Below are 18,064 nucleotides of genomic sequence, written 5' to 3' on the forward strand. Positions count from 1 at the left end.
TTATAAATTAGTAGTATGAAAATTTATATCGTAAGCGGTCTGGGAGCAGACTTCAAGGTCCTTGAAAGAATAGAGTTTCCCAAACACTGTGAATTGATTTTTATAGACTGGCTTATTCCTGAAAAAAATGAGCCTTTCGATGCTTATGTCAAAAGAATGGCAGAGAAAGTAGATGATTCAGAACCATTCTGCCTGCTAGGTTATTCTTTCGGAGGAATTATTGTGCAGGAGATTAATCAATTGAAACCTGCAGAAAAAGTAGTGATCCTTGGAAGTATAAAATCAGATAAAGAAAAATCTAAATTTATAAAGACCGGTGAGGTTACCAAAATTCCAAGAATTCTTCCTGTAGGATTGTTCAACGATAAAGCAGCCAACGTGTATGCTGTTATCCGAAAACTTTTTGATCCTAAAAATCCTAAACTTCTTCAATATTTTAAAGTAAGAGACCCTTATTATCTGAAATGGTCCGTAGAAAAAGTTTCTGAATGGAAGTTTGATGAAAACCCGAATGTTATTCAGATATTAGGTGATAAAGATATTGTTTTTCCTATCCGTTATTCGAATCCTGATTACGTGGTAAAAGGAGGAACGCATCTTTTTCCCGCTACAAAATCCAAAGAAGTTTCTAAAATACTGAAAGAGGTGTTTTGTTAAAATTTTATGATGTTATTTATTAAATAGTGTTTTTTTTAGGGGTATTGTGTTTTAAAATGTGATTTTTGTGGAATTTATATTTAAATTTGATAGGGTTAAATATAAATTTTATGAAAATAGGATTAAAATGGATTGTTTCATTCTCTGTTATCACTCTGGTTGCAATTGGAGGTTTGTTCTGGAATCCAGCTGCAGATATTACTGATACGGGAGCATTTTTAAGTGAAGATAAAATTGTGGGCGCTGACGTAGCCTGGATTCTCGCAGCAGCGGGACTCGTTCTTTTGATGACACCGGGACTTTCCTTTTTTTATGGAGGAATGGTGGGGAAGAAAAATGTGATTTCTACGATGTTGCAGAGCTTTATTGCTTTAGGAGTTATCTCTATGGTCTGGGTAGTAGTTGGTTTTTCTTTATCCTTTGGTGAGTCTCTGGGAATTACCATTGCAGGAAAACATTATGGAATTATTGGAAATCCATTAAGCTATCCTTTCTTTAGCGGAGTAGGAAACCTGCCTCATAAGTTGATGGCCCCTACGATACCTTTTATTCTTTTTGCTTTGTTTCAGATGAAGTTTGCTGTTATTACTCCGGCTATTATTACCGGATCTTTTGCAGAAAGGGTTCGTTTTATTTCATATTTACTATTCATCGTTCTTTTCAGCATCTTTATTTATACACCGCTTTGTCATATGGTATGGCATCCGGAAGGCCTTTTAAACAAATATTTTGGAGTAAAAGACTTTGCAGGCGGAACGGTAGTACATATGAGTGCCGGTTTTGCCGCACTTGCAGGAGCTTGGGTAGTAGGAAACCGAAAAAATCCGCATCATGAACCTTCTAATATTCCGTATGTACTTTTGGGAACAGGAATGCTGTGGTTCGGATGGTTTGGGTTCAATGCAGGATCTGCTTTGAGTGCTTCTGCCTCTGCTGCTACAGCCTTTGGAACAACTACTATTGCCTCTGCTTCAGCAATGATGACCTGGATCTTTTTTGACCGAATCAATGGGAGAAGTGTTTCGGCTTTGGGAGCCTGTATCGGAGCAGTAGTAGGACTGGTGGCCATTACTCCCGGATGTGGTTTTGTAAGCATTCAGGAAAGTCTTTTTATCGGATTTATTACTGCTATCGTTTCAAATGTGATGGTCAACTGGAAAGGATTAAAGAAAATAGATGATACACTGGATGTTTTTGCCTGTCATGGAGTAGGAGGGATTATGGGAATGATTCTTACCGCTATCTTTGCTCATGGTGAAAAAGCAAGCTTATTACATGGAGGAATTGATGTTTTTCTTCATCATATGGCAGCATTGGTTTTGGTTTCTGCTTTTACATTCTTCGGTTCATTGCTTTTATATAAGATTACCAATTCTATTATTACCCTCAGAGTTTCTGAAGAGTCAGAAAATAAAGGGCTTGATCTGTCTCAGCACGAGGAAAGTTTTAGTTAACAAAAAGGACATTAAGTATTACCTAATGTCCTGAATGATATTAATTAAAATCAGAAGTACTTTATTGAATGGATTCAATGGCTTCGAAGATTTTATTTTTAGAATTTTCAAAGATTTCACCACCAAATTCCTCATTATCCAAGGAATGAATGATGATATTTTTCACGCCCATGATCCCAAAAATATGCTTCAGATAAGTCGTTTGAAAATTGATGTGTCCGTTCTTTTCATTTTCTCCGTATCCGGTATCGCCACGGGTTGAGAGAATAAAAAGCTTTTTGTTTTCAAGAAGTCCTACATAATCACCATCCGGAACTCCGGATCGGAATTTCCACGTTTCATTGATTCGCATGATCTGATCAATATAAGCTTTTAATCCGGACGGAATAGACCAGTTATACATGGGAGTTCCGATGACATATACATCATGTTCTTTGAGCTCTTTGACCAGTTCATTACTCAGCTGTAAAGGCTTTTGGTTTTCTTCAGTTTTGTCTGAAGATCTTTTGAAAGCGCCTGCAATCCAGGATTCATCAATATTGGGAATCGTATCAGTTCCCGCTTCTCTGTAGGTGAACGTGTCAAGAGGATATTTTGTTTTCCAGTTTTCAACGAAAAGCTGGGTTAGTTTTCGGCTGTAAGATCTTTCATTTCTTACACTGGCATTAATAATCAGTATTTTCATTTGTTAAGAATTTATACCAGCAAAATTCCTGATTATTTATTGCTGAAAAATTGATCTAGTTCAAGAGGATTTATTTTTTTTCCTAATTCTGCTGATAAATTCCGGGGTTACACCGAGGTAAGAAGCAATCAGATACTGAGGCACTCTGGAGGAAATATCAGGATAGGTTTCCAGAAAATCATAATACTTCTGTTCTGCTTTGTGCATATGATTGAACACGACTCTTTTTTCCAGTGTTCCAAGATAGCTTTCCAGAATGATTCTGAAGTATCTTTCTAAGGATGGAATTTCCTTCAGCATTTTTTGAAAGGATTGATGGCTAATCTGTAGGAGTTTTGTTTTTTCCACTGCCTGAATATTATAAATGGAGGGTTTCTGTTTTGAAAAACTGGCAATATCTGTGGCCCACCAGTGATCAATAGCTAAAAAGAGAATTTCCTCATTTCCGTTGTCTTCATTGATGCAGAAAGCTTTTAAAACACCTGAAATGATATAACTGTCATGGCGGCAGATTTCCCCGTTTCTCAATAGGAAACCACCTTTTTCCAATTTTTTTTCGGTCCAGAAACTTTTAAAGACTGTTATTTCTTCCGGACTTAGTTGGACATGCTGTAAAATGCTTTTAATTAATGTTTCCATTTAAAAAAATGATTAAAAAGAACAATATAATTGGAAATTCGTACAACCAGCTAATCTACAAAAATACTTGTTTTATAAACTGTCAAAGCCAAATAAATCTAAGATTTTGCTATGCATATATTAGGATTTATCATGTATCTTTGTTTTTGAGGAAAATGACGAATCATTTATGGAATCAATATCGGTTTTTGAGATTATTAAAGTAGGAATAGGCCCATCCAGTTCGCATACGATGGGACCTTGGAATGCAGCAGCAGCATTTATCAGGATTATAAAAAGAGAAAGATCAATCGAAGAAGTTAAAGAGGTTTTTCTTGAATTTTTTGGCTCACTCGCAAAAACGGGGATTGGGCACGGAACTGATATTGCAGGAATGCTTGGTTTGAATGGGGAAGATTTTAAGACGATCAATACTTCAAAAATTGATGAGAAAATAGAATACATCAAAAGTACTCAAACCATTAATCTGGGAGGGGAGAAGGTGATTCCGTTTGTTTACGGACATCATTTGATTCTGAATATGAAAAAGAGCCTTGATTTTCATCCCAACGGAATGATTTTCAGAGCTGTTTTTGAAGACGGAACTGAACTTGTACAGGATTTTTATTCTGTAGGAGGTGGTTTTATTGCCAGCCAGGAAAAAAACTCAATTCAAAAGCAGTGTGTTCGTACATTGTATCCTTGTCATAAGGCTTCGGATATTGCAAAATATTGTGAGAAACTGGGATTTGATAAGATTTCAGATTTGATTTTCATGAATGAAGAAAGCTGGAGGACTCAGGAAGAAACGAGACAGGAAGCGCTTTACATCTGGCAGCAGATTAAAGAATGCATTTACAAAGGGGTAAACAAGGAAGGGATTCTTCCGGGCGGACTGAATGTTACCCGAAGAGCTGCAGGAATCAACAGAAAGCTGCTGGGAGACAAAATTTATAAAAATAAAGACGAATGGTTCCAGCAGGTGGTAGATGCTGAGGAGAACTTCACCAATATCAACAAATGGATTGCCTGTTTTGCTCTGGCAGTGAATGAAGAGAATGCAAGCTTCGGAAGAATTATTACGGCACCGACCAATGGAGCGAGTGGCGTAATTCCGGCGGTATTGATGTATTCTCAGGCATTTACACCATTTATCAGTGAAGATGATATCGTGAGATTCTTGCTTGTAGCTGGAGAAATCGGTACATTATTCAAGAAAAATGCAACCATTTCTGCTGCAATGGGAGGATGTCAGGCTGAAATTGGAGTATCTTCTGCAATGGCAGCGGCCGGACTTACGGAGATTCTGGGTGGAAGTGTCGGACAGGTATTGATGGCAGCAGAAATTGCTATGGAACATCACCTTGGATTAACATGTGATCCCATCAAAGGACTGGTACAGATCCCATGTATTGAAAGAAATACCATGGGAGCTATGAAAGCCATTACTGCCGCAAATATTGCCTTGGAAAGTGATCCTACCAAAGCAAAAGTAACATTGGATGAGGTGATTCTGACGATGTGGGAAACCGCTCAGTCGATGAGTGACCGTTTTAAAGAAACTTCGGAAGGTGGATTAGCCATTGCGGTGAACGTTCCGGAATGTTAATAGAAATAACACTGTTTTAAAAATATAAAAACCCTTAGACATTACTGACTAAGGGTTTCTTAATAAAATAAAAGTAAAAACCACTGGGCTTTTAGTATCATATAAAGAGATTTTATCTTAAAATTCCTCTGATCCTGTTGGCATTGGTGATCAGTTCTTCAAGGTATTCATAGTTCTCTTTTTCAAGGGCAGATTTGAATTTTCTAAGCTGGGAGATATGTTCGTTCAACACATCCAATACATTTTCTTTGTTTTGCTTAAAAATAGGAACCCACATTTCAGGATGCGACTTGGCAAGACGTACCGTACTTGAGAAACCGGAACTGGCAAGCTGGAAAATAGTTTCCTCTTCACGTTCTTTTTCCAATACGGTATTGGCAAGGGCATAAGATGTAATATGGGAGATATGAGAGATATAAGCCGTGTGAACATCGTGATCTTTTGCATCCATGTAAATCATGTGCATGTCAAGGGCATTGACTACCTTTTCAACAGTACTCAATGCATCGTCCGCAGATTCTTCTTTGTTGCATATCACGCCTGCTTTTCCGGAGAAACTTTCTGCAATGGCAGATTTTGGACCATTGTTTTCTGTTCCCCACATCGGGTGAAATGCCACAAACCTTGAACGTTTCGGATGGTCTTTCACAGCATTTACAATTCCTGCTTTGGTAGAGCCTGCATCCATTACGGTCTGCTGATCAGACACAAGGTCTAAAACAGTAGGCAGTAATTTTCTGGCAGCATCTACAGGAATGGCAAGAATAATCAGATCCGAATTTTTAATTCCATGTTCCAGATCTACTCCGGCATCAATTATTTTCAGGTCTAATGCGTCACTGATATGCTGTGTATTGTTATCGATTCCATAGATGAAGCTGGCGATGTTTTTCTCCTTTAATTTCAAGGCCATCGAACCACCAATTAACCCTACTCCAATAATACTTATTTTCATCTTTCTCTATTTTTTAAAATAAAAAAACCTCGTCCCTAGGACGAGGTTTTAAATTATATTCATAAGAATCCCTATCCCAGAGCTGAGGTAAAAATTCTATAATAATATGTTCCGTTGTTAAAATTCACAAGGCAAAGGTAAAAATATTTTTCAAATGAAACGAAATTTCTTTTCTAAATTATATATAGATGATGTTAATTGATGTTTTGGGAGTTAAAAAAAACAGAATTACATTAGGATTGGAAGAGGCTTCATCATTTGCTAGTATATTTATTCTGATTTTATTCTGCTTTTGTGAACATATCCCTTTTTACCTTCTTTAGAAACTACCAGCCACCAATCACCACTTTGGTCTAAAACCTCGACTTGTTCACCTGTGTTTATTTTTTGTAGAATTTGAGATGATGTATTTTTATCTTTTCTTAGATTGGTAAATCCATCGGGGTCTACTATTCTTGAATATACTTTTTCTTGATTATCTTCTTGAATAAGTCCATAATCTTTTGAGTACTTTTCAAGAGAAGGATAACCATAATATTTATTTTTTTGAAAAGAGTCTTTTAATTCCGGGTGAGAAACATAGACGTTGTTTAATAATAAATATGTTTTATCTGATTGTATATCAATATTTTCTTTGCCTTCGAATCCAAGTTGTAAAAGATAAGCAATAGCTTTTTGTAATGTTGAATCTGGAATATCATTCTTTTTGGTGATATTGTCTTTATTATCGGCAAGATAAGTTGTCAGTGCATATAAAAATGAATCTTTTGATTTTAGTTTTTCCAATAGCTTTTCTCTAATCTTAAATACATCCGTTGTACTATTGTAGAATATAAATGATAGTCTCGAACTTTGCTCAATATCATCCCAATTTTGAATATTTCTAATTGCAGAATTAAAAAGAGCTTCATTCTTTTCATAATTAAATAGAGTTACCAAATCAATTGCAAGATCAGGATTTTTAGATGCTACGTTCAAAATGGATGTTAAATCATCCTGATAAATAATTTTGTTCAGAGTTAATAATTCCTCAAAATAAGGATGTTTTTGATTACTATTTATACTTGCTTTGACATTATCTAAATCAGGTAAAATATCATTACCTATTTTAATATATTTTCCTTCCTTTGATATCTGATAATTAGTAGCTTCATTGAATATTAAGAGATTATTATATCCGTTTTGAAGCTTATCAGGTTTAATACCAAGTAGACCTTTGTTGATTTTATCAAAATTTTCCTCAGTATTATTGAATTTATGATGGGTGAAATAACTTTCGATTATTTCAGTTTCTTTTTCAGTTATCTTTTCCTTTTGTTTATATGAACATGAAAAAAATATGAGTGATAATGAAATTAAAAAAGGCTTTATCATTTGGTGTTTATTAATATTGACTTTCAAACGGTAAAAAAAGAGAATTATTTATTTTTTAATTTTTGTAAAGGCATTTCATTATTTCCAGGATTGATAAAATATATTGGATTCCCCGAAATAAAATAACTGTCATCAGATTTCTCAATATAAATAATTCCCATATCTTCAGAAGAATTATCATATTTTATTTTAATTTTTTGATTATTGACTTCTTCAGCTTTTAATTGGGAATATGTATTTTTGATTCCTTCTTCAGTAACATCTACAGAAATATCTTCAAGAGAATTTATTGTGATGTTAAAAATTGTTTTTGCTTCATCTCTATTTGATGCTTCAAAATGATATTCCCCTTTCCAGAAATTAATATCTGTTTTCGTAATATTATTATCTTTCGAGAAAGTTTTTTGTTGTACTAACGATATTTTGCCTAAAGAATTTATTTTATAATGTTCCCATTTTTCAACATTTGTTCCAGATTCATCTTCTACTATATCTAATAAGTGAATTTCACTTTTATCAAGGTAATAATACTTTGTTTTTACAGTTAATGCTTCTGAAAAATTAAAAGATTGGTAAATAACAATCGAGTCAGTTGTTGTTTTATTTTTTTCAATATACAATGTCGTTTGGTAACTTAAATCTGCATTATCACTTTTAGGGACAGTATTTTTAATAAATAATTCTATATTAGAAGCAATTTTTCCAATATTGCTTTTTTTATTTAAAGAGTTTAACTTTTCGTAATCGAATTTAATTTTAGATAAGGCACATTTAGAATCATCCTCTTCAACTTGTTTTTCCGATCTATTAAAAAAAGTAGTTTTTAATTTACAAGTAGGGTTTATAGATTTTACAAAATTCAAATCTGAAATTAACGCATCACCATTCCAATTTTTATCAATGGAAATTTCTTGGGAGAAAGATGGTTTTGAAATTTTTTCTTGCGCTTTTTTGCAAGAAAAAATACTTAAGAATGATAATAAAATAATTAGGTTTTTCATTTTTCTTTAATTGTTTTTATAACACTACTATTAAAATTTCCAGAATGTAAATGACTATTGTGAAGGGAACCTCCATTACCAGCTCTTTTTAGTTTTTGGCAGTAAGCATTTACTCCCTTTAAAACTTCTGTAAAATGGAAAAATATTGCACTGTCGATTACCTTTTGATCCTGTTCAACTATACTTAAATAAAGTGTATCTACACTTCTTCCATTACAATGTTCTTGACTGGGAAAGCTTGATCCTTCAGAAAAACAACTACCCGTTGTGGTTAGTTTGTATCCAGATTTAGCTAAATATCCAATAAATCCAGCAAAAGAATCAGCTCCAGTATATCTTCTTTGAGTTTTTGAAAAGCTATAAGCAATATAAACTCCATCTTTTTTATAATTTAAACTATCTGGCATTTTAATTAATTCAACATTATTTTTTCCTGCTTTATATAATAACCAAATAATTCCTTTTTTAGGATGAGTTCCATATTCTGCAATATCTCCGTTTTCATATTTTACACGTCTAGATGTATTTCCTTCAGAAACATTTTGATCAGAAAGAACTTTTGCATGAGTTGGTTTAGTTTTATAAACTTGTCCAACACCTTTTTCTCTAGTTGTATGCCAATCTACAGTAGTTATTTCATGCTCATTTCCTTTTGAATCGTGATAGACATATTTATATTTAGTTTCATTACCTTCTTTTATTTTTTTAGGTATATGTTTTTCAATTTTGTTATCATGATATATATGATAAGTGACAATATCTTTTGCACTAATATTATCATTTTTTGTACTATTATTGTCGCATGTGAAAGTCTTTGTTTTATTAGATTGTCCTAATTCCTCTACTTCTTTTAATGCCTCTTCGAATTCCCAAACATAAGATTTCCCTTCCTTACCCTTATAGTATTGTTTTTTACCAGCTTTATCAATCCAAAACTCGTGTGTCTCTCTTTTAAACATTGGGTTGTCATCATATGCATCTTTTGTGTTATCATAAACAACATAGTTTCTTTCAGATGCATGAGATGTAGAGTTTGGGTAATTTACAGCTAAGTAAAGTGCAGTTCTATTTTTTAATAAATTTTGATATATTTTCTTCTTAAAATGTTTTTCAACATAGTCTAATTGTTGCTCTGCAGTTAATGACATTAAATGGGTTCTTGTTGTTCCTATTTCCTCTGCAGCCGCTTTTCCAAATTGTATTAACCCAATATATTTATATTTACTATTTTCATCAGGATTTTTTCCAAAAGTTCCACATTTAGGGCTGAATGAATATGCCGATTCTAGAGCCATAATTGTCATTAACCAATTAGCCCCTTCATAATTTTTCTGTGGCAATTCCAAGTTTTTTGCGATTTGTATCACTTTCTTCCTAAACTCACAACTCACTTTTCCTCCCCAAACTAAGTCTTTATATTGTTCCTGGCAAATACAACTTCCTTGTTTTTCAGGTTTTTCCGTTTTCTGCACCCCCGCCGCACTCTTCACCTTCTCCACTTCCATCAAGCCCTCCGAATTTACCCCAAATTTCTGAGATTCAGCGGATAGTTCTTTAGAGATAATTTCTATAAAATAGTTTTGTTTATTTGCATCCGGATCGCCGATACGAGAGTCTATTCCTTTTCCAAAAATATCTTTGCTAATGACAAATCCTGAAGTGTCACATACATCGGCAGGAATTTTAATATTTCCACTTCTGTAGACTTCATCGTTGGAAGTAGTGTCATATTCCCAAACTACATACTGGATGTGTTTCCCCACCATATTTTTAGAGTGAATTCTTACCCTCACTTTATCTCCTACAGCGACTTTGGAAAGCTCTTTTCCGGTATCATCAATAAAAACAGCTTCTATAATATTTCCCTTAGGATCGGACTGTTTGGGTGCGCCTCCTTGTCCGGACGGGAATTTTGGAGTGTCTTTTTGAGGCTGAGGTTTAGGCTTTGGATTATTTTGAGGTTGTCCTTTATAATCCGGATTGGCAACATCTACATTCACCTGGCTGGCTCCCTGAATTTTCCCTGAGTAAGTTGCTGTAACATAGTATTCGTGATGGGCTCCTTCATTTTTATCACCTCTCATCATAAACTGATTGGCTATCTGACGAAGGATTTTTTCATCAGACATCAAAGGTATTTGTACTTCTGCAATCCCTTTTTCATTAACCCGGGCCTTATAACTTCGGGTATGGCGGTTATTTTTATTGATAACAGGGTCATGACCTTTTCCAGGCGCATCATCCTCCCAAAGATGGAATTCAATCTCTTTATTAAACATGGCGATGCAGTGAGCCTGAGCAACCAGAGTATCACGATAACTGGCTTTATTAACATTCGTTCCTTCTCTGTTAAAGAGCACTACTTTATCTATTTTTGAAACTTTATTACTGGTAGGTATTAATATGATGCTGGCAACCAATTCTTTAGTTGTGGAAAGTCCAGGTAAAATTCCTTTCTTAGTCTCGTAGACTTTCATTTGAAATTCTATTCCCAGTGCTATTTCTCCAAAGTTGTAGGTTACTTTTTCACCGGTTTTGGGTTGGTTGGTGATATCTTTCCAGGCTCCGTTTTTTTGTTTTTTATAAAGATGCCATTCATATTCTCCTTTCAACCCGAATGAGAGGCCGGAAGGTTGTATTTCGTAGGGATAGGTTTTTCCTACCATAGGATTCTGATTCCCGATAATATTTCCTGTCATGGCTTAGCTGTAATAAAGTTCGTCTATACCTTTTGTATCCTCCTTGAATGCATCAAAATCTACAACAGGGTTGTAGACTTGCTGTTCCTGCGTATTCGCTTTCCCCACCTGGCTTTTGCTGGTTTCACTTTGCTGCCCGTGCTTGAGAATCGTTATTTTTCCTCCTGTGCTGCACATCAGTTCTGAAATCTCCGTAAGGCAGCTTTTTCCCATGACTTTTACTTTTTCATACGTTTTCTGCCATTTTCCGGCAGGAGCGTAAGCACAGGGAAGATATCCTCCGGAAGTAGGCTTAAGTTTACACTGTCCGAATGGTTGTGCAGCAGGATCAAGCTGAAGATCATCTTCCGTTACAGCGAGATAGTCTACCTGTCCTTCCTCATCATTCCAGTAATGTTTCTGATGGCTGGTTACTTTAAATTTTGGAAATTTAAATCCCTGATTGCATTGCACTGTCCCTTTCTGCACGATGAAATATTTTCCTTCGTGAGGACTGGATCCACTGTCTTCTTTTTTATCTTTTTTTTCCTCTTTATCAGATTGCTGTTCCGTATTTTCAGATGTCTGTTCTCCGTCTTCAGGCTTCTCTTCTGTAGGGTTTTCTTCACTTGCGGACATTTCCTCTGCAGATTCCTGCTGTGAAGAGTTAGACGTGTTTTGAGGTTCCATTTCTTCAGCCATAAGCTGAGGATCTTCCGGAATTAAAATCGTTTTTCCTGGAACAGCTTCCTGCATAACGTCTTCCGGTGGGCAGTGAAGATTATGATAGGTTTTCAAAATGTCCTCATTTTTCAGCTTAAACTGCCGGGTCAGAGAACTGAATGTATCGCCTTTCTGTGTGACATAATTTTTCATATTATCCTTGTGTTATATTGATGTGATGTTGGTGTATCAACCCTTCTTCATGACTGAGTACAACAGATGCTTTCGCCTGAAGTAGGGTCTTATTTTTGGTGTGTGTGGTGTATTCTAATATAGTAGTTCCTGAAGCCGCTTCAGCCACAGAATCTTTAAACTTAATGCCGCGTATAATCTCCTGTGAAGTGCATCGTTCTGTGATTTTACCGTTTAAAATAGTCAAAGCAGAGTTTTCATCATCGTTTGACTGTTCAATATTAAGTTCACATTGTACAGGAAAAGAGTTTTGTATTAAATAGAAAGATTCTTTCCAGCTTGCCTTCTTCTGAAACCATTCTATCTTTGGAAACAGGGTCTGAAACAGGAGTGTACTCTGAAACTGCTTTAATAAAAACATTTCATCGTTGATATTTCTTTCAAACGTATTCATATAGTTTTGAAAAATTTCACCTACATAAAATTCCTCAAGTTCTTTACGTTGTTCGAAAAAAGTGTCTGTCATTTTCTTATGGTCTGCAAATCCGGTGATCTTACCCTGTTCATTGATGACAAATTCAAGAGGCATAATACTTTGCATGCATACAATGGAAATACTGCTTACCTTATCATCAGGTGTATTTCCGTCAGATTTAAAATCGCTTTGAAGATAACTCAGAATATACCGACCTGTATTTTTATCTTTGCGAAGATTGAGCTCAATGGTATAACTGATGTTGACCGAAGATTCATACGGACTTTCAAAAGTTTCGTTTACTGTATATCTTTTAGCAAAAAAAGAATCAGACCACAGAGAAGGAAAAGTATTTTTTCTTTCCTGCTCTTTTTGTTCCTTGGTTTTAAAATTTGTAGGAACAAAGATGTTTTTCACTTCATTGAGGCTTTCAAACCAGACTGTATCCATCTTTTGACAATGGGAATTGTGAAAGAGTTTTAGCTCCTCACTGGTCATGCCAAGCCGGGAAGCGATAGAGGTCAGCGTGTCTCCATTTCGTACCTGATATTGTAAGAAATCAATTTCCATCCAATGTGAATTATCTGATAAAGCTATTAAAAAACTCTATTGGAAATTCATTTTTGAGGTTAAATTTTAGAAATTGTCGTAGAATTACGACACGAGATTGATGTTGTACAGAAAACCACCCCGTCAAAAATTCTTTGAATTTTTGCCACCCCTCCGGAGGAGGGGAATTATAACGTCTTCAGTTGTGGTTTTAGTCAGGATTGGAGTTTTTGTTGAGGCTTTTCTTGTTGTTTTAATGCGGCTGGATTCCTACGGAATGATAAACTGTAGGGATAAACCATCATTCAATTATGTCATTCCATAGGAATCTAAGCGCTTATAATAGTTTTCAAAGCTTGAGTTGTAACTTAAAATAAGCAAATAAGAAACTTTTGTGACTTTTGTGGTTTCATGATATACAATACAAACAAAAGTTATTATTAATTTTAAAGCTATAAAAAAGCAAATATGAAGAATAGATTTTTATACGGAGTTTTCATTGTATTGACTGGTTTAAGTTTGGGAAATGCTCAGGAATTTAGAGAGAAGTCTTCTGTTTTTTTCACCACTAAAGCAAAAGATACGGTAAAGATTAAAGAAACATTCAACGAAAAAGATACTGCCAAAACTGAAGATTTAAAAGACCGGTTGAAACCTATTCAGGCTAATTTTAAAAGAATCAATTCCATGACAAAATGGACTTCTGTCAAAAAGAAGGATATTGAAGGGGAATCAGCAGAAGGTGGGGAAGCTGTATTTTATTACACCCATAAAAAGCTGGAAAAAGTGATTGCCAGACATTACGGAGAAATGGGGCAGGTACTGATCGAATATTATCTGTTAAATGGACAACTATCTTTTGTTTTCGAGAAAGAATACAGGTATAACCGACCGCTTTTTTATGATACCAAAGCAATGAAAGAGAATAAGGATACGGAAGCCTTTGATTTTAAAAAGTCAGAAATTACTTTAACCCGGAATTATTTTGAAAACGGGAATATTATTTTCATCAATAATACTGCTGGGCGCGGATTTACTATCAGTGCGGATTATCCGGCTGAACAGGAAAAAAAAATAAAAGAGGATTTTAAAAGGCTTTTGAAGTTGGCCGAATAATATGCAGATTATTTCTGTTGATCTGCCTTGATAATGTTAAGTCTTTCTTCCACTTCATTAATCCTTTTAAGCCAATAATTAATTCCTTCCTGATTGGTTACCGTTTCTTTAAAAGCATTATGATTGACCGTCCATAGATGACCTCTGTTTTTTTGATAATCCAGTTCGCGTTCTTTTTTATTTTCGGGTTCTATGCGGTATCTCCAGAATACCAATGCATGCATATATTCTGAGCGGATTTTTTCAAGATAATTAATAATAGCTTTCCTGTCCTGAGGAATATACCCTGGTCCGGAACATCCACAGGAATGGAAGGTGATTCCAACCGTATACAGATCTTTGATGTGCGCCCATTGTTTATCATCATTTTTTGCCGGCGATTTAAAGTCCAGTCCCATATTAGCCATCAGACTTCCACATTCCGGGCATTTGGCTTCTACAGAAACCTGAGCATCACGGTCCACATCTTTCAGATGGCGTCGTTTGAATGTTTTCTGGCAGTTGAAACAGGCATAATGACCTTTGTAAACCATCATGGAGTATCGGCACATAGTATTATCTTATTCTTTGGTTATAAGTTATTTTTTATTTGTTTTTTCCTCTTCATTAAAACTGATTCCCATAAAGCTGCTGGCACTTCGCGGATCGTAGACCGACCATACATTTCCCCAGGGAAAGTTGAAGGTGCAGCTTGGGTAAGGTGTTTTCTTTTTTTGGGTGGGTGATATTCCAAGGACTTTGGTCAGAAAAGTATTATTCCGACGGAAAACATTCATTTCTTTTTCCTCTGTCCATTCATTCCAGTCTTTTGCATCAGCCTTTTCAGAGGTGTTCATATGGATGATATCCAATTGATCTCCAAAAAAGCACAAACTGAAAGCTAGCTGGTAGCCCGATATTTCTATATTCTTAAAATAATACCAATAAAATCCGGTTTTTACATCCCAGAGAGTATGATACTTTTCTTTATAAAAATCAGACTGTTTCAGCTGATCAAGACTCATTCCTTTATAAAGTGTGGTAGCAAAGGCTTCCAGCTCTATAACTCCATTTTCACTGTTAATCAGCATGTCCCAAAAAATTGAAGCTATAAATATACCCGTTTTTTCTTTACAGACAACGAATAATATTTACAGCTTCAATAGAAATAGAAATATCGGTGTGTGTTATTGTGTTATGGATTTGATATTATTAGTGTTGATGGGATATCAGACAGCCAAAGACTCTTGGTATCGATCAGATTTTTCCAGCTTTTACTACTGATCAGCATCAGGTCCTGAGAGTTCAGAAACTCTTTTTCAATCTTTTTCTCATTATACAGCGTAATATGATTAGGAGCTACCTGTTCAATACTTCTGATGAGTTCTTTCACCTCAATATTATTTCTGATCTGTCCTGCAGCATCTAAAATAATAACCTGAGAATTATTATTGTTGATCAGCCTTTTCGCATATTCAAGAAGGTAAAAGTCACTTAGATTAAAAATCGGAACAAAGATCTTGTCTGCTGTTTTAAATTCTTTATCAACAAGGATTCCCACAGGAATGGTTGCTTTATCTAAAACCTGAAGCGTAAGATCATCAAAAGGAGAGTTGTTGAAAATATTACCTTTTCCTTTTACGGTGTTTAATAATTTTTCAGGATTAATAATTTTCGTGGTAAATCCAAGAAGTCTTCCCAGCAAACTTCCTTCATACATAGATTTTCCAAGCATGATAAGTAGAAGATCATAGTTTCCTTTATTGGTAATATTCGTGAGGTCACTTTCAACATCGGTAGAAGCTTTGAAAAGAGTAGTCACTTCAAGCTGAAGCTCATGGGAGGTTTCAATAACATTTTTAAACTGTTCTTTTTCAAAATTTTCAATATCAAAGGCATGTAGTTCATCCACAGGGGCAATGTTCATGGCTGTTACGCTTTTATTACCATTCATTTTATGGGTGAAATTGTCTGCAAGTTTCAATAGTTTGCTTCCTGCTTTTGCTGTTTCGAAAGAGAGAAGAACTCTGTATTTCGTATCGTTATCTTCATGTTCATCTTCTTCTATCATTGACTTCTTTCCTTTGAAAAGATAATTGATAAGATCCAAGCACGGCCCTGTCATAAACGTTGTAAATAAAGCCATGATCACGAGCATTGCAAAAAGTTCAGGCCCCAGTACTCCTAAGTCATAACCAATATTAAGAACGATAAGTTCTGTAAGCCCTCTGGTGTTCATTAAAGCACCAATGGTGAGGCTGTCCTTCCAGCTTATTCTCAAAAACCTTGCAGTAAGGGCGCTTCCAACGAATTTCCCTGTAACAGCTGTTAAAATAATCAATCCTCCGATTTTCCAAAGATGAGGGTCATTCAATAGCCCGATCTGGGTTCTTAATCCTGTAAACACAAAGAATAAAGGTAATAATAAAACCAGGGCAACATCTTCTACTTTTTCTATAAACAGGTTTCTGAATTTAATGTTTTCCGGCATGATCGCTCCGGCCATGAATGCTCCAAAAAGAGCGTGGATACCAATAACCTCAGTGGCATAAGAAGAAATAATCAGAATCAGGAAAAAGATAGCCACCAGCGATTTGTTGATAAAACCTTTACCTTTCTGAGACTCTGCAATTCTGTTCAGGAATGGTCTTACCGCTTTGATCATAATGAAAACATACAGAATAGCCATTAGGATTACGAATACTGATCCTGAGAAAGACCCTGCTTTCACCACCGCAATTACTGCTGCTAAAATACACCATGCCGTAATATCATCAGCGGCTGCACAGGTAATAACAACTGTTCCTATTTTTGTTTTATGAAGATTTCGCTCCTGAACGATTCTTGCCAGAACCGGAAATGCGGTAATACTCATCGCAATGGCTATAAATAAGGCAAAGGAACTGAATTGAATTCCTTCCGGTGCAAATTCTTTATAAATAAAATAAGAAAGCCCAACTCCCAGTGCAAAAGGAAAAATAATACTCGCGTGGCTGATCACCACGGCATCATGTGCTTTTTTTCTCAAAACGCTCAGGTCAAGCTCCATTCCCACAATATACATGAAGAGAATCAGACCGATCTGGCTCAAAAACTGCAGATTGGGAAGTGATTCTTTAGGAAAGATAAAAGCAGAAAGTTCCGGGAAATACAATCCGAAAAGTGACGGCCCTAAAACAATACCTGCAATCATTTCACCAATTACGGAAGGTTGTTTCAGTTTTATACAGATCCATCCGAAAAGTTTAGCGACGAGTATAATGGTTACAATTTGGGCAAGAAGAAGTGCTAGAGGATGATGAAGATTGGTAAGAAAAGAGTCCTCAAAATTTTCCCACATTGTAGTCCCTGTAGCTTTGCTCGGAGTAATGTTTTCCCCAATTTCCAGTGTTTTTCCCTGGATAAAAAACCAGTACATCAGGCAAGAAAAGAAGGCGATGGTACTGATGTAAAAAATAATATTTTTGTATTTCCCCAAATTCATGATTCCAATATTTTATGCAAATTTGATAAGAATATAGTTATGTTAAATACTCTTTTTTTTTAAATGTAATGAATGTTCTAAAAAATGTAATAAAATCTATTTGAATGAATAACCCATTCCAAAACCTATTTTCCAGTTCCCATTCTGATCCGCTGTCTTGGTATTGTAATAGGCAGGGATCTGGAAGGCTATCTTTTTATATACTACTGTAAGACCTGCTCCCAGCGTAGGCATAATAGGGCTGTTTTTGGTTCCGGAAGAGTGGTCTTCTTTAATTCTCAGGGAAGGAAGCATTCCTAGAATGAATTTTAGATTTTTGTGGGTAATATTTACATTAGGACCTGTAAAGTTGAGGTAAGCACCATGATCTAAATATCCGCCTACTGCTATTCCGTCAAAAAAAGAGACCTTCAATTTTGAAGAGGTTTCCTGGGAAAAACACAAGCCGGATATGAGAAGTCCTGCAGCATAGAAAAAGTTTTTCATTATAAAATCAATTAATTCCATACAAAATTAACGGGATTCAATACTGAAAAAGGGGAGTTGTAATGAAGGACTTATATTCTGTAACGAAA

At 35.4% G+C, this 18,064-nt stretch carries 16 protein-coding genes; 4 read left to right on the plus strand and 12 right to left on the minus strand.

Features of this window, described 5'->3' with window-relative positions:
- The first annotated feature begins 15 nt into the window (after window positions 1–15).
- Together BUE84_RS06545 and BUE84_RS06550 are read left to right on the plus strand one after the other, a co-directional pair.
- The gene (locus BUE84_RS06545) at window positions 16–657 is read left to right on the plus strand and encodes an alpha/beta hydrolase (RefSeq protein ID WP_079240939.1); all 642 of its coding nucleotides are present in this window, start codon (window positions 16–18) and stop codon (window positions 655–657) included.
- A 110-nt stretch (window positions 658–767) separates the two neighbouring features.
- On the plus strand, window positions 768–2,111 hold the full coding sequence (locus BUE84_RS06550) for an ammonium transporter (protein WP_079240940.1): 1,344 nt from the start codon (window positions 768–770) through the stop codon (window positions 2,109–2,111).
- 61 nt (window positions 2,112–2,172) lie between these two features.
- Here the strand turns inward: BUE84_RS06550 and BUE84_RS06555 are convergent, their stop codons facing one another.
- Complete coding sequence (locus tag BUE84_RS06555; RefSeq protein WP_079240941.1) at window positions 2,173–2,796, minus strand: FMN-dependent NADH-azoreductase; 624 nt, start codon at window positions 2,794–2,796, stop codon at window positions 2,173–2,175.
- A gap of 60 nt (window positions 2,797–2,856) precedes the next feature.
- On the minus strand, window positions 2,857–3,435 hold the full coding sequence (locus BUE84_RS06560; RefSeq protein WP_079240942.1) for a Crp/Fnr family transcriptional regulator: 579 nt from the start codon (window positions 3,433–3,435) through the stop codon (window positions 2,857–2,859).
- 169 nt (window positions 3,436–3,604) lie between these two features.
- Between BUE84_RS06560 and BUE84_RS06565 the strand changes: the two genes are divergently transcribed.
- Window positions 3,605–5,023 (plus strand): L-serine ammonia-lyase, encoded by a 1,419-nt coding sequence (locus BUE84_RS06565; RefSeq protein ID WP_079240943.1) that lies wholly within the window; start codon window positions 3,605–3,607, stop codon window positions 5,021–5,023.
- Window positions 5,024–5,135: 112 nt separating this feature from the next.
- On the opposite strand, the gene BUE84_RS06570 is transcribed toward BUE84_RS06565, so the two are convergent.
- The 6 genes from BUE84_RS06570 to BUE84_RS06595 form a co-directional block, all read right to left on the minus strand.
- Window positions 5,136–5,978: a prephenate dehydrogenase gene (locus BUE84_RS06570; protein WP_079240944.1), complete on the minus strand. Its 843-nt coding sequence runs from the start codon at window positions 5,976–5,978 to the stop codon at window positions 5,136–5,138.
- A 270-nt stretch (window positions 5,979–6,248) separates the two neighbouring features.
- On the minus strand, window positions 6,249–7,352 hold the full coding sequence (locus BUE84_RS06575; protein WP_079240945.1) for an SH3 domain-containing protein: 1,104 nt from the start codon (window positions 7,350–7,352) through the stop codon (window positions 6,249–6,251).
- Window positions 7,353–7,396: 44 nt separating this feature from the next.
- Window positions 7,397–8,353: a hypothetical protein gene (locus tag BUE84_RS06580; protein ID WP_079240946.1), complete on the minus strand. Its 957-nt coding sequence runs from the start codon at window positions 8,351–8,353 to the stop codon at window positions 7,397–7,399.
- On the minus strand, window positions 8,350–10,965 hold the full coding sequence (locus tag BUE84_RS24625; RefSeq protein ID WP_185117015.1) for a hypothetical protein: 2,616 nt from the start codon (window positions 10,963–10,965) through the stop codon (window positions 8,350–8,352). Before BUE84_RS24625 ends, BUE84_RS06580 begins: the two co-directional genes overlap by 4 nt.
- 90 nt (window positions 10,966–11,055) lie before the next feature.
- Complete coding sequence (locus tag BUE84_RS24630; protein WP_185117016.1) at window positions 11,056–11,907, minus strand: DUF4280 domain-containing protein; 852 nt, start codon at window positions 11,905–11,907, stop codon at window positions 11,056–11,058.
- Window position 11,908: 1 nt separating this feature from the next.
- The gene (locus BUE84_RS06595) at window positions 11,909–12,931 is read right to left on the minus strand and encodes a LysM peptidoglycan-binding domain-containing protein (protein ID WP_079240948.1); all 1,023 of its coding nucleotides are present in this window, start codon (window positions 12,929–12,931) and stop codon (window positions 11,909–11,911) included.
- Window positions 12,932–13,378: 447 nt separating this feature from the next.
- On the opposite strand from BUE84_RS06595, the gene BUE84_RS06600 reads away from it, so the two are divergent.
- Complete coding sequence (locus BUE84_RS06600; protein ID WP_079240949.1) at window positions 13,379–14,026, plus strand: hypothetical protein; 648 nt, start codon at window positions 13,379–13,381, stop codon at window positions 14,024–14,026.
- Between the two features lie 8 nt (window positions 14,027–14,034).
- On the opposite strand, the gene BUE84_RS06605 is transcribed toward BUE84_RS06600, so the two are convergent.
- The 4 genes from BUE84_RS06605 to BUE84_RS06620 form a co-directional block, all read right to left on the minus strand.
- Window positions 14,035–14,562, minus strand: coding sequence for a hypothetical protein (locus tag BUE84_RS06605; RefSeq protein WP_309522680.1), 528 nt, complete (start codon window positions 14,560–14,562; stop codon window positions 14,035–14,037).
- A 42-nt stretch (window positions 14,563–14,604) separates the two neighbouring features.
- Window positions 14,605–15,096 (minus strand): hypothetical protein, encoded by a 492-nt coding sequence (locus BUE84_RS06610; protein ID WP_079240951.1) that lies wholly within the window; start codon window positions 15,094–15,096, stop codon window positions 14,605–14,607.
- Window positions 15,097–15,200: 104 nt separating this feature from the next.
- The gene (locus BUE84_RS06615; protein WP_238594379.1) at window positions 15,201–17,489 is read right to left on the minus strand and encodes a cation:proton antiporter; all 2,289 of its coding nucleotides are present in this window, start codon (window positions 17,487–17,489) and stop codon (window positions 15,201–15,203) included.
- 96 nt (window positions 17,490–17,585) lie between these two features.
- A complete protein-coding gene (locus BUE84_RS06620) occupies window positions 17,586–17,975 on the minus strand; it encodes a hypothetical protein (protein WP_079243872.1) in 390 nt (129 codons plus the stop codon).
- Window positions 17,976–18,064: the final 89 nt, after the last annotated feature.

The organism is Chryseobacterium indologenes (assembly GCF_002025665.1).
GTDB classification, from domain to species: Bacteria; Bacteroidota; Bacteroidia; order Flavobacteriales; family Weeksellaceae; genus Chryseobacterium; species Chryseobacterium metallicongregator.

Bases quoted from the DNA above. Each gene is read 5' to 3' on its own strand.
- BUE84_RS06615 (WP_238594379.1), bottom strand. From the start codon at position 17,489: ATGAATTTGGGGAAATACAAAAATATTATTTTTTACATCAGTACCATC.
- BUE84_RS24630 (WP_185117016.1), bottom strand. From the start codon at position 11,907: ATGAAAAATTATGTCACACAGAAAGGCGATACATTCAGTTCTCTGACC.
- BUE84_RS06580 (WP_079240946.1), bottom strand. From the start codon at position 8,353: ATGAAAAACCTAATTATTTTATTATCATTCTTAAGTATTTTTTCTTGC.
- BUE84_RS06570 (WP_079240944.1), bottom strand. From the start codon at position 5,978: ATGAAAATAAGTATTATTGGAGTAGGGTTAATTGGTGGTTCGATGGCC.
- BUE84_RS06565 (WP_079240943.1), top strand. From the start codon at position 3,605: ATGGAATCAATATCGGTTTTTGAGATTATTAAAGTAGGAATAGGCCCA.
- BUE84_RS06575 (WP_079240945.1), bottom strand. From the start codon at position 7,352: ATGATAAAGCCTTTTTTAATTTCATTATCACTCATATTTTTTTCATGT.
- BUE84_RS06550 (WP_079240940.1), top strand. From the start codon at position 768: ATGAAAATAGGATTAAAATGGATTGTTTCATTCTCTGTTATCACTCTG.
- BUE84_RS06560 (WP_079240942.1), bottom strand. From the start codon at position 3,435: ATGGAAACATTAATTAAAAGCATTTTACAGCATGTCCAACTAAGTCCG.
- BUE84_RS06595 (WP_079240948.1), bottom strand. From the start codon at position 12,931: ATGGAAATTGATTTCTTACAATATCAGGTACGAAATGGAGACACGCTG.
- BUE84_RS06600 (WP_079240949.1), top strand. From the start codon at position 13,379: ATGAAGAATAGATTTTTATACGGAGTTTTCATTGTATTGACTGGTTTA.
- BUE84_RS06555 (WP_079240941.1), bottom strand. From the start codon at position 2,796: ATGAAAATACTGATTATTAATGCCAGTGTAAGAAATGAAAGATCTTAC.
- BUE84_RS06620 (WP_079243872.1), bottom strand. From the start codon at position 17,975: ATGAAAAACTTTTTCTATGCTGCAGGACTTCTCATATCCGGCTTGTGT.
- BUE84_RS06605 (WP_309522680.1), bottom strand. From the start codon at position 14,562: ATGATGGTTTACAAAGGTCATTATGCCTGTTTCAACTGCCAGAAAACA.
- BUE84_RS06545 (WP_079240939.1), top strand. From the start codon at position 16: ATGAAAATTTATATCGTAAGCGGTCTGGGAGCAGACTTCAAGGTCCTT.
- BUE84_RS06610 (WP_079240951.1), bottom strand. From the start codon at position 15,096: ATGCTGATTAACAGTGAAAATGGAGTTATAGAGCTGGAAGCCTTTGCT.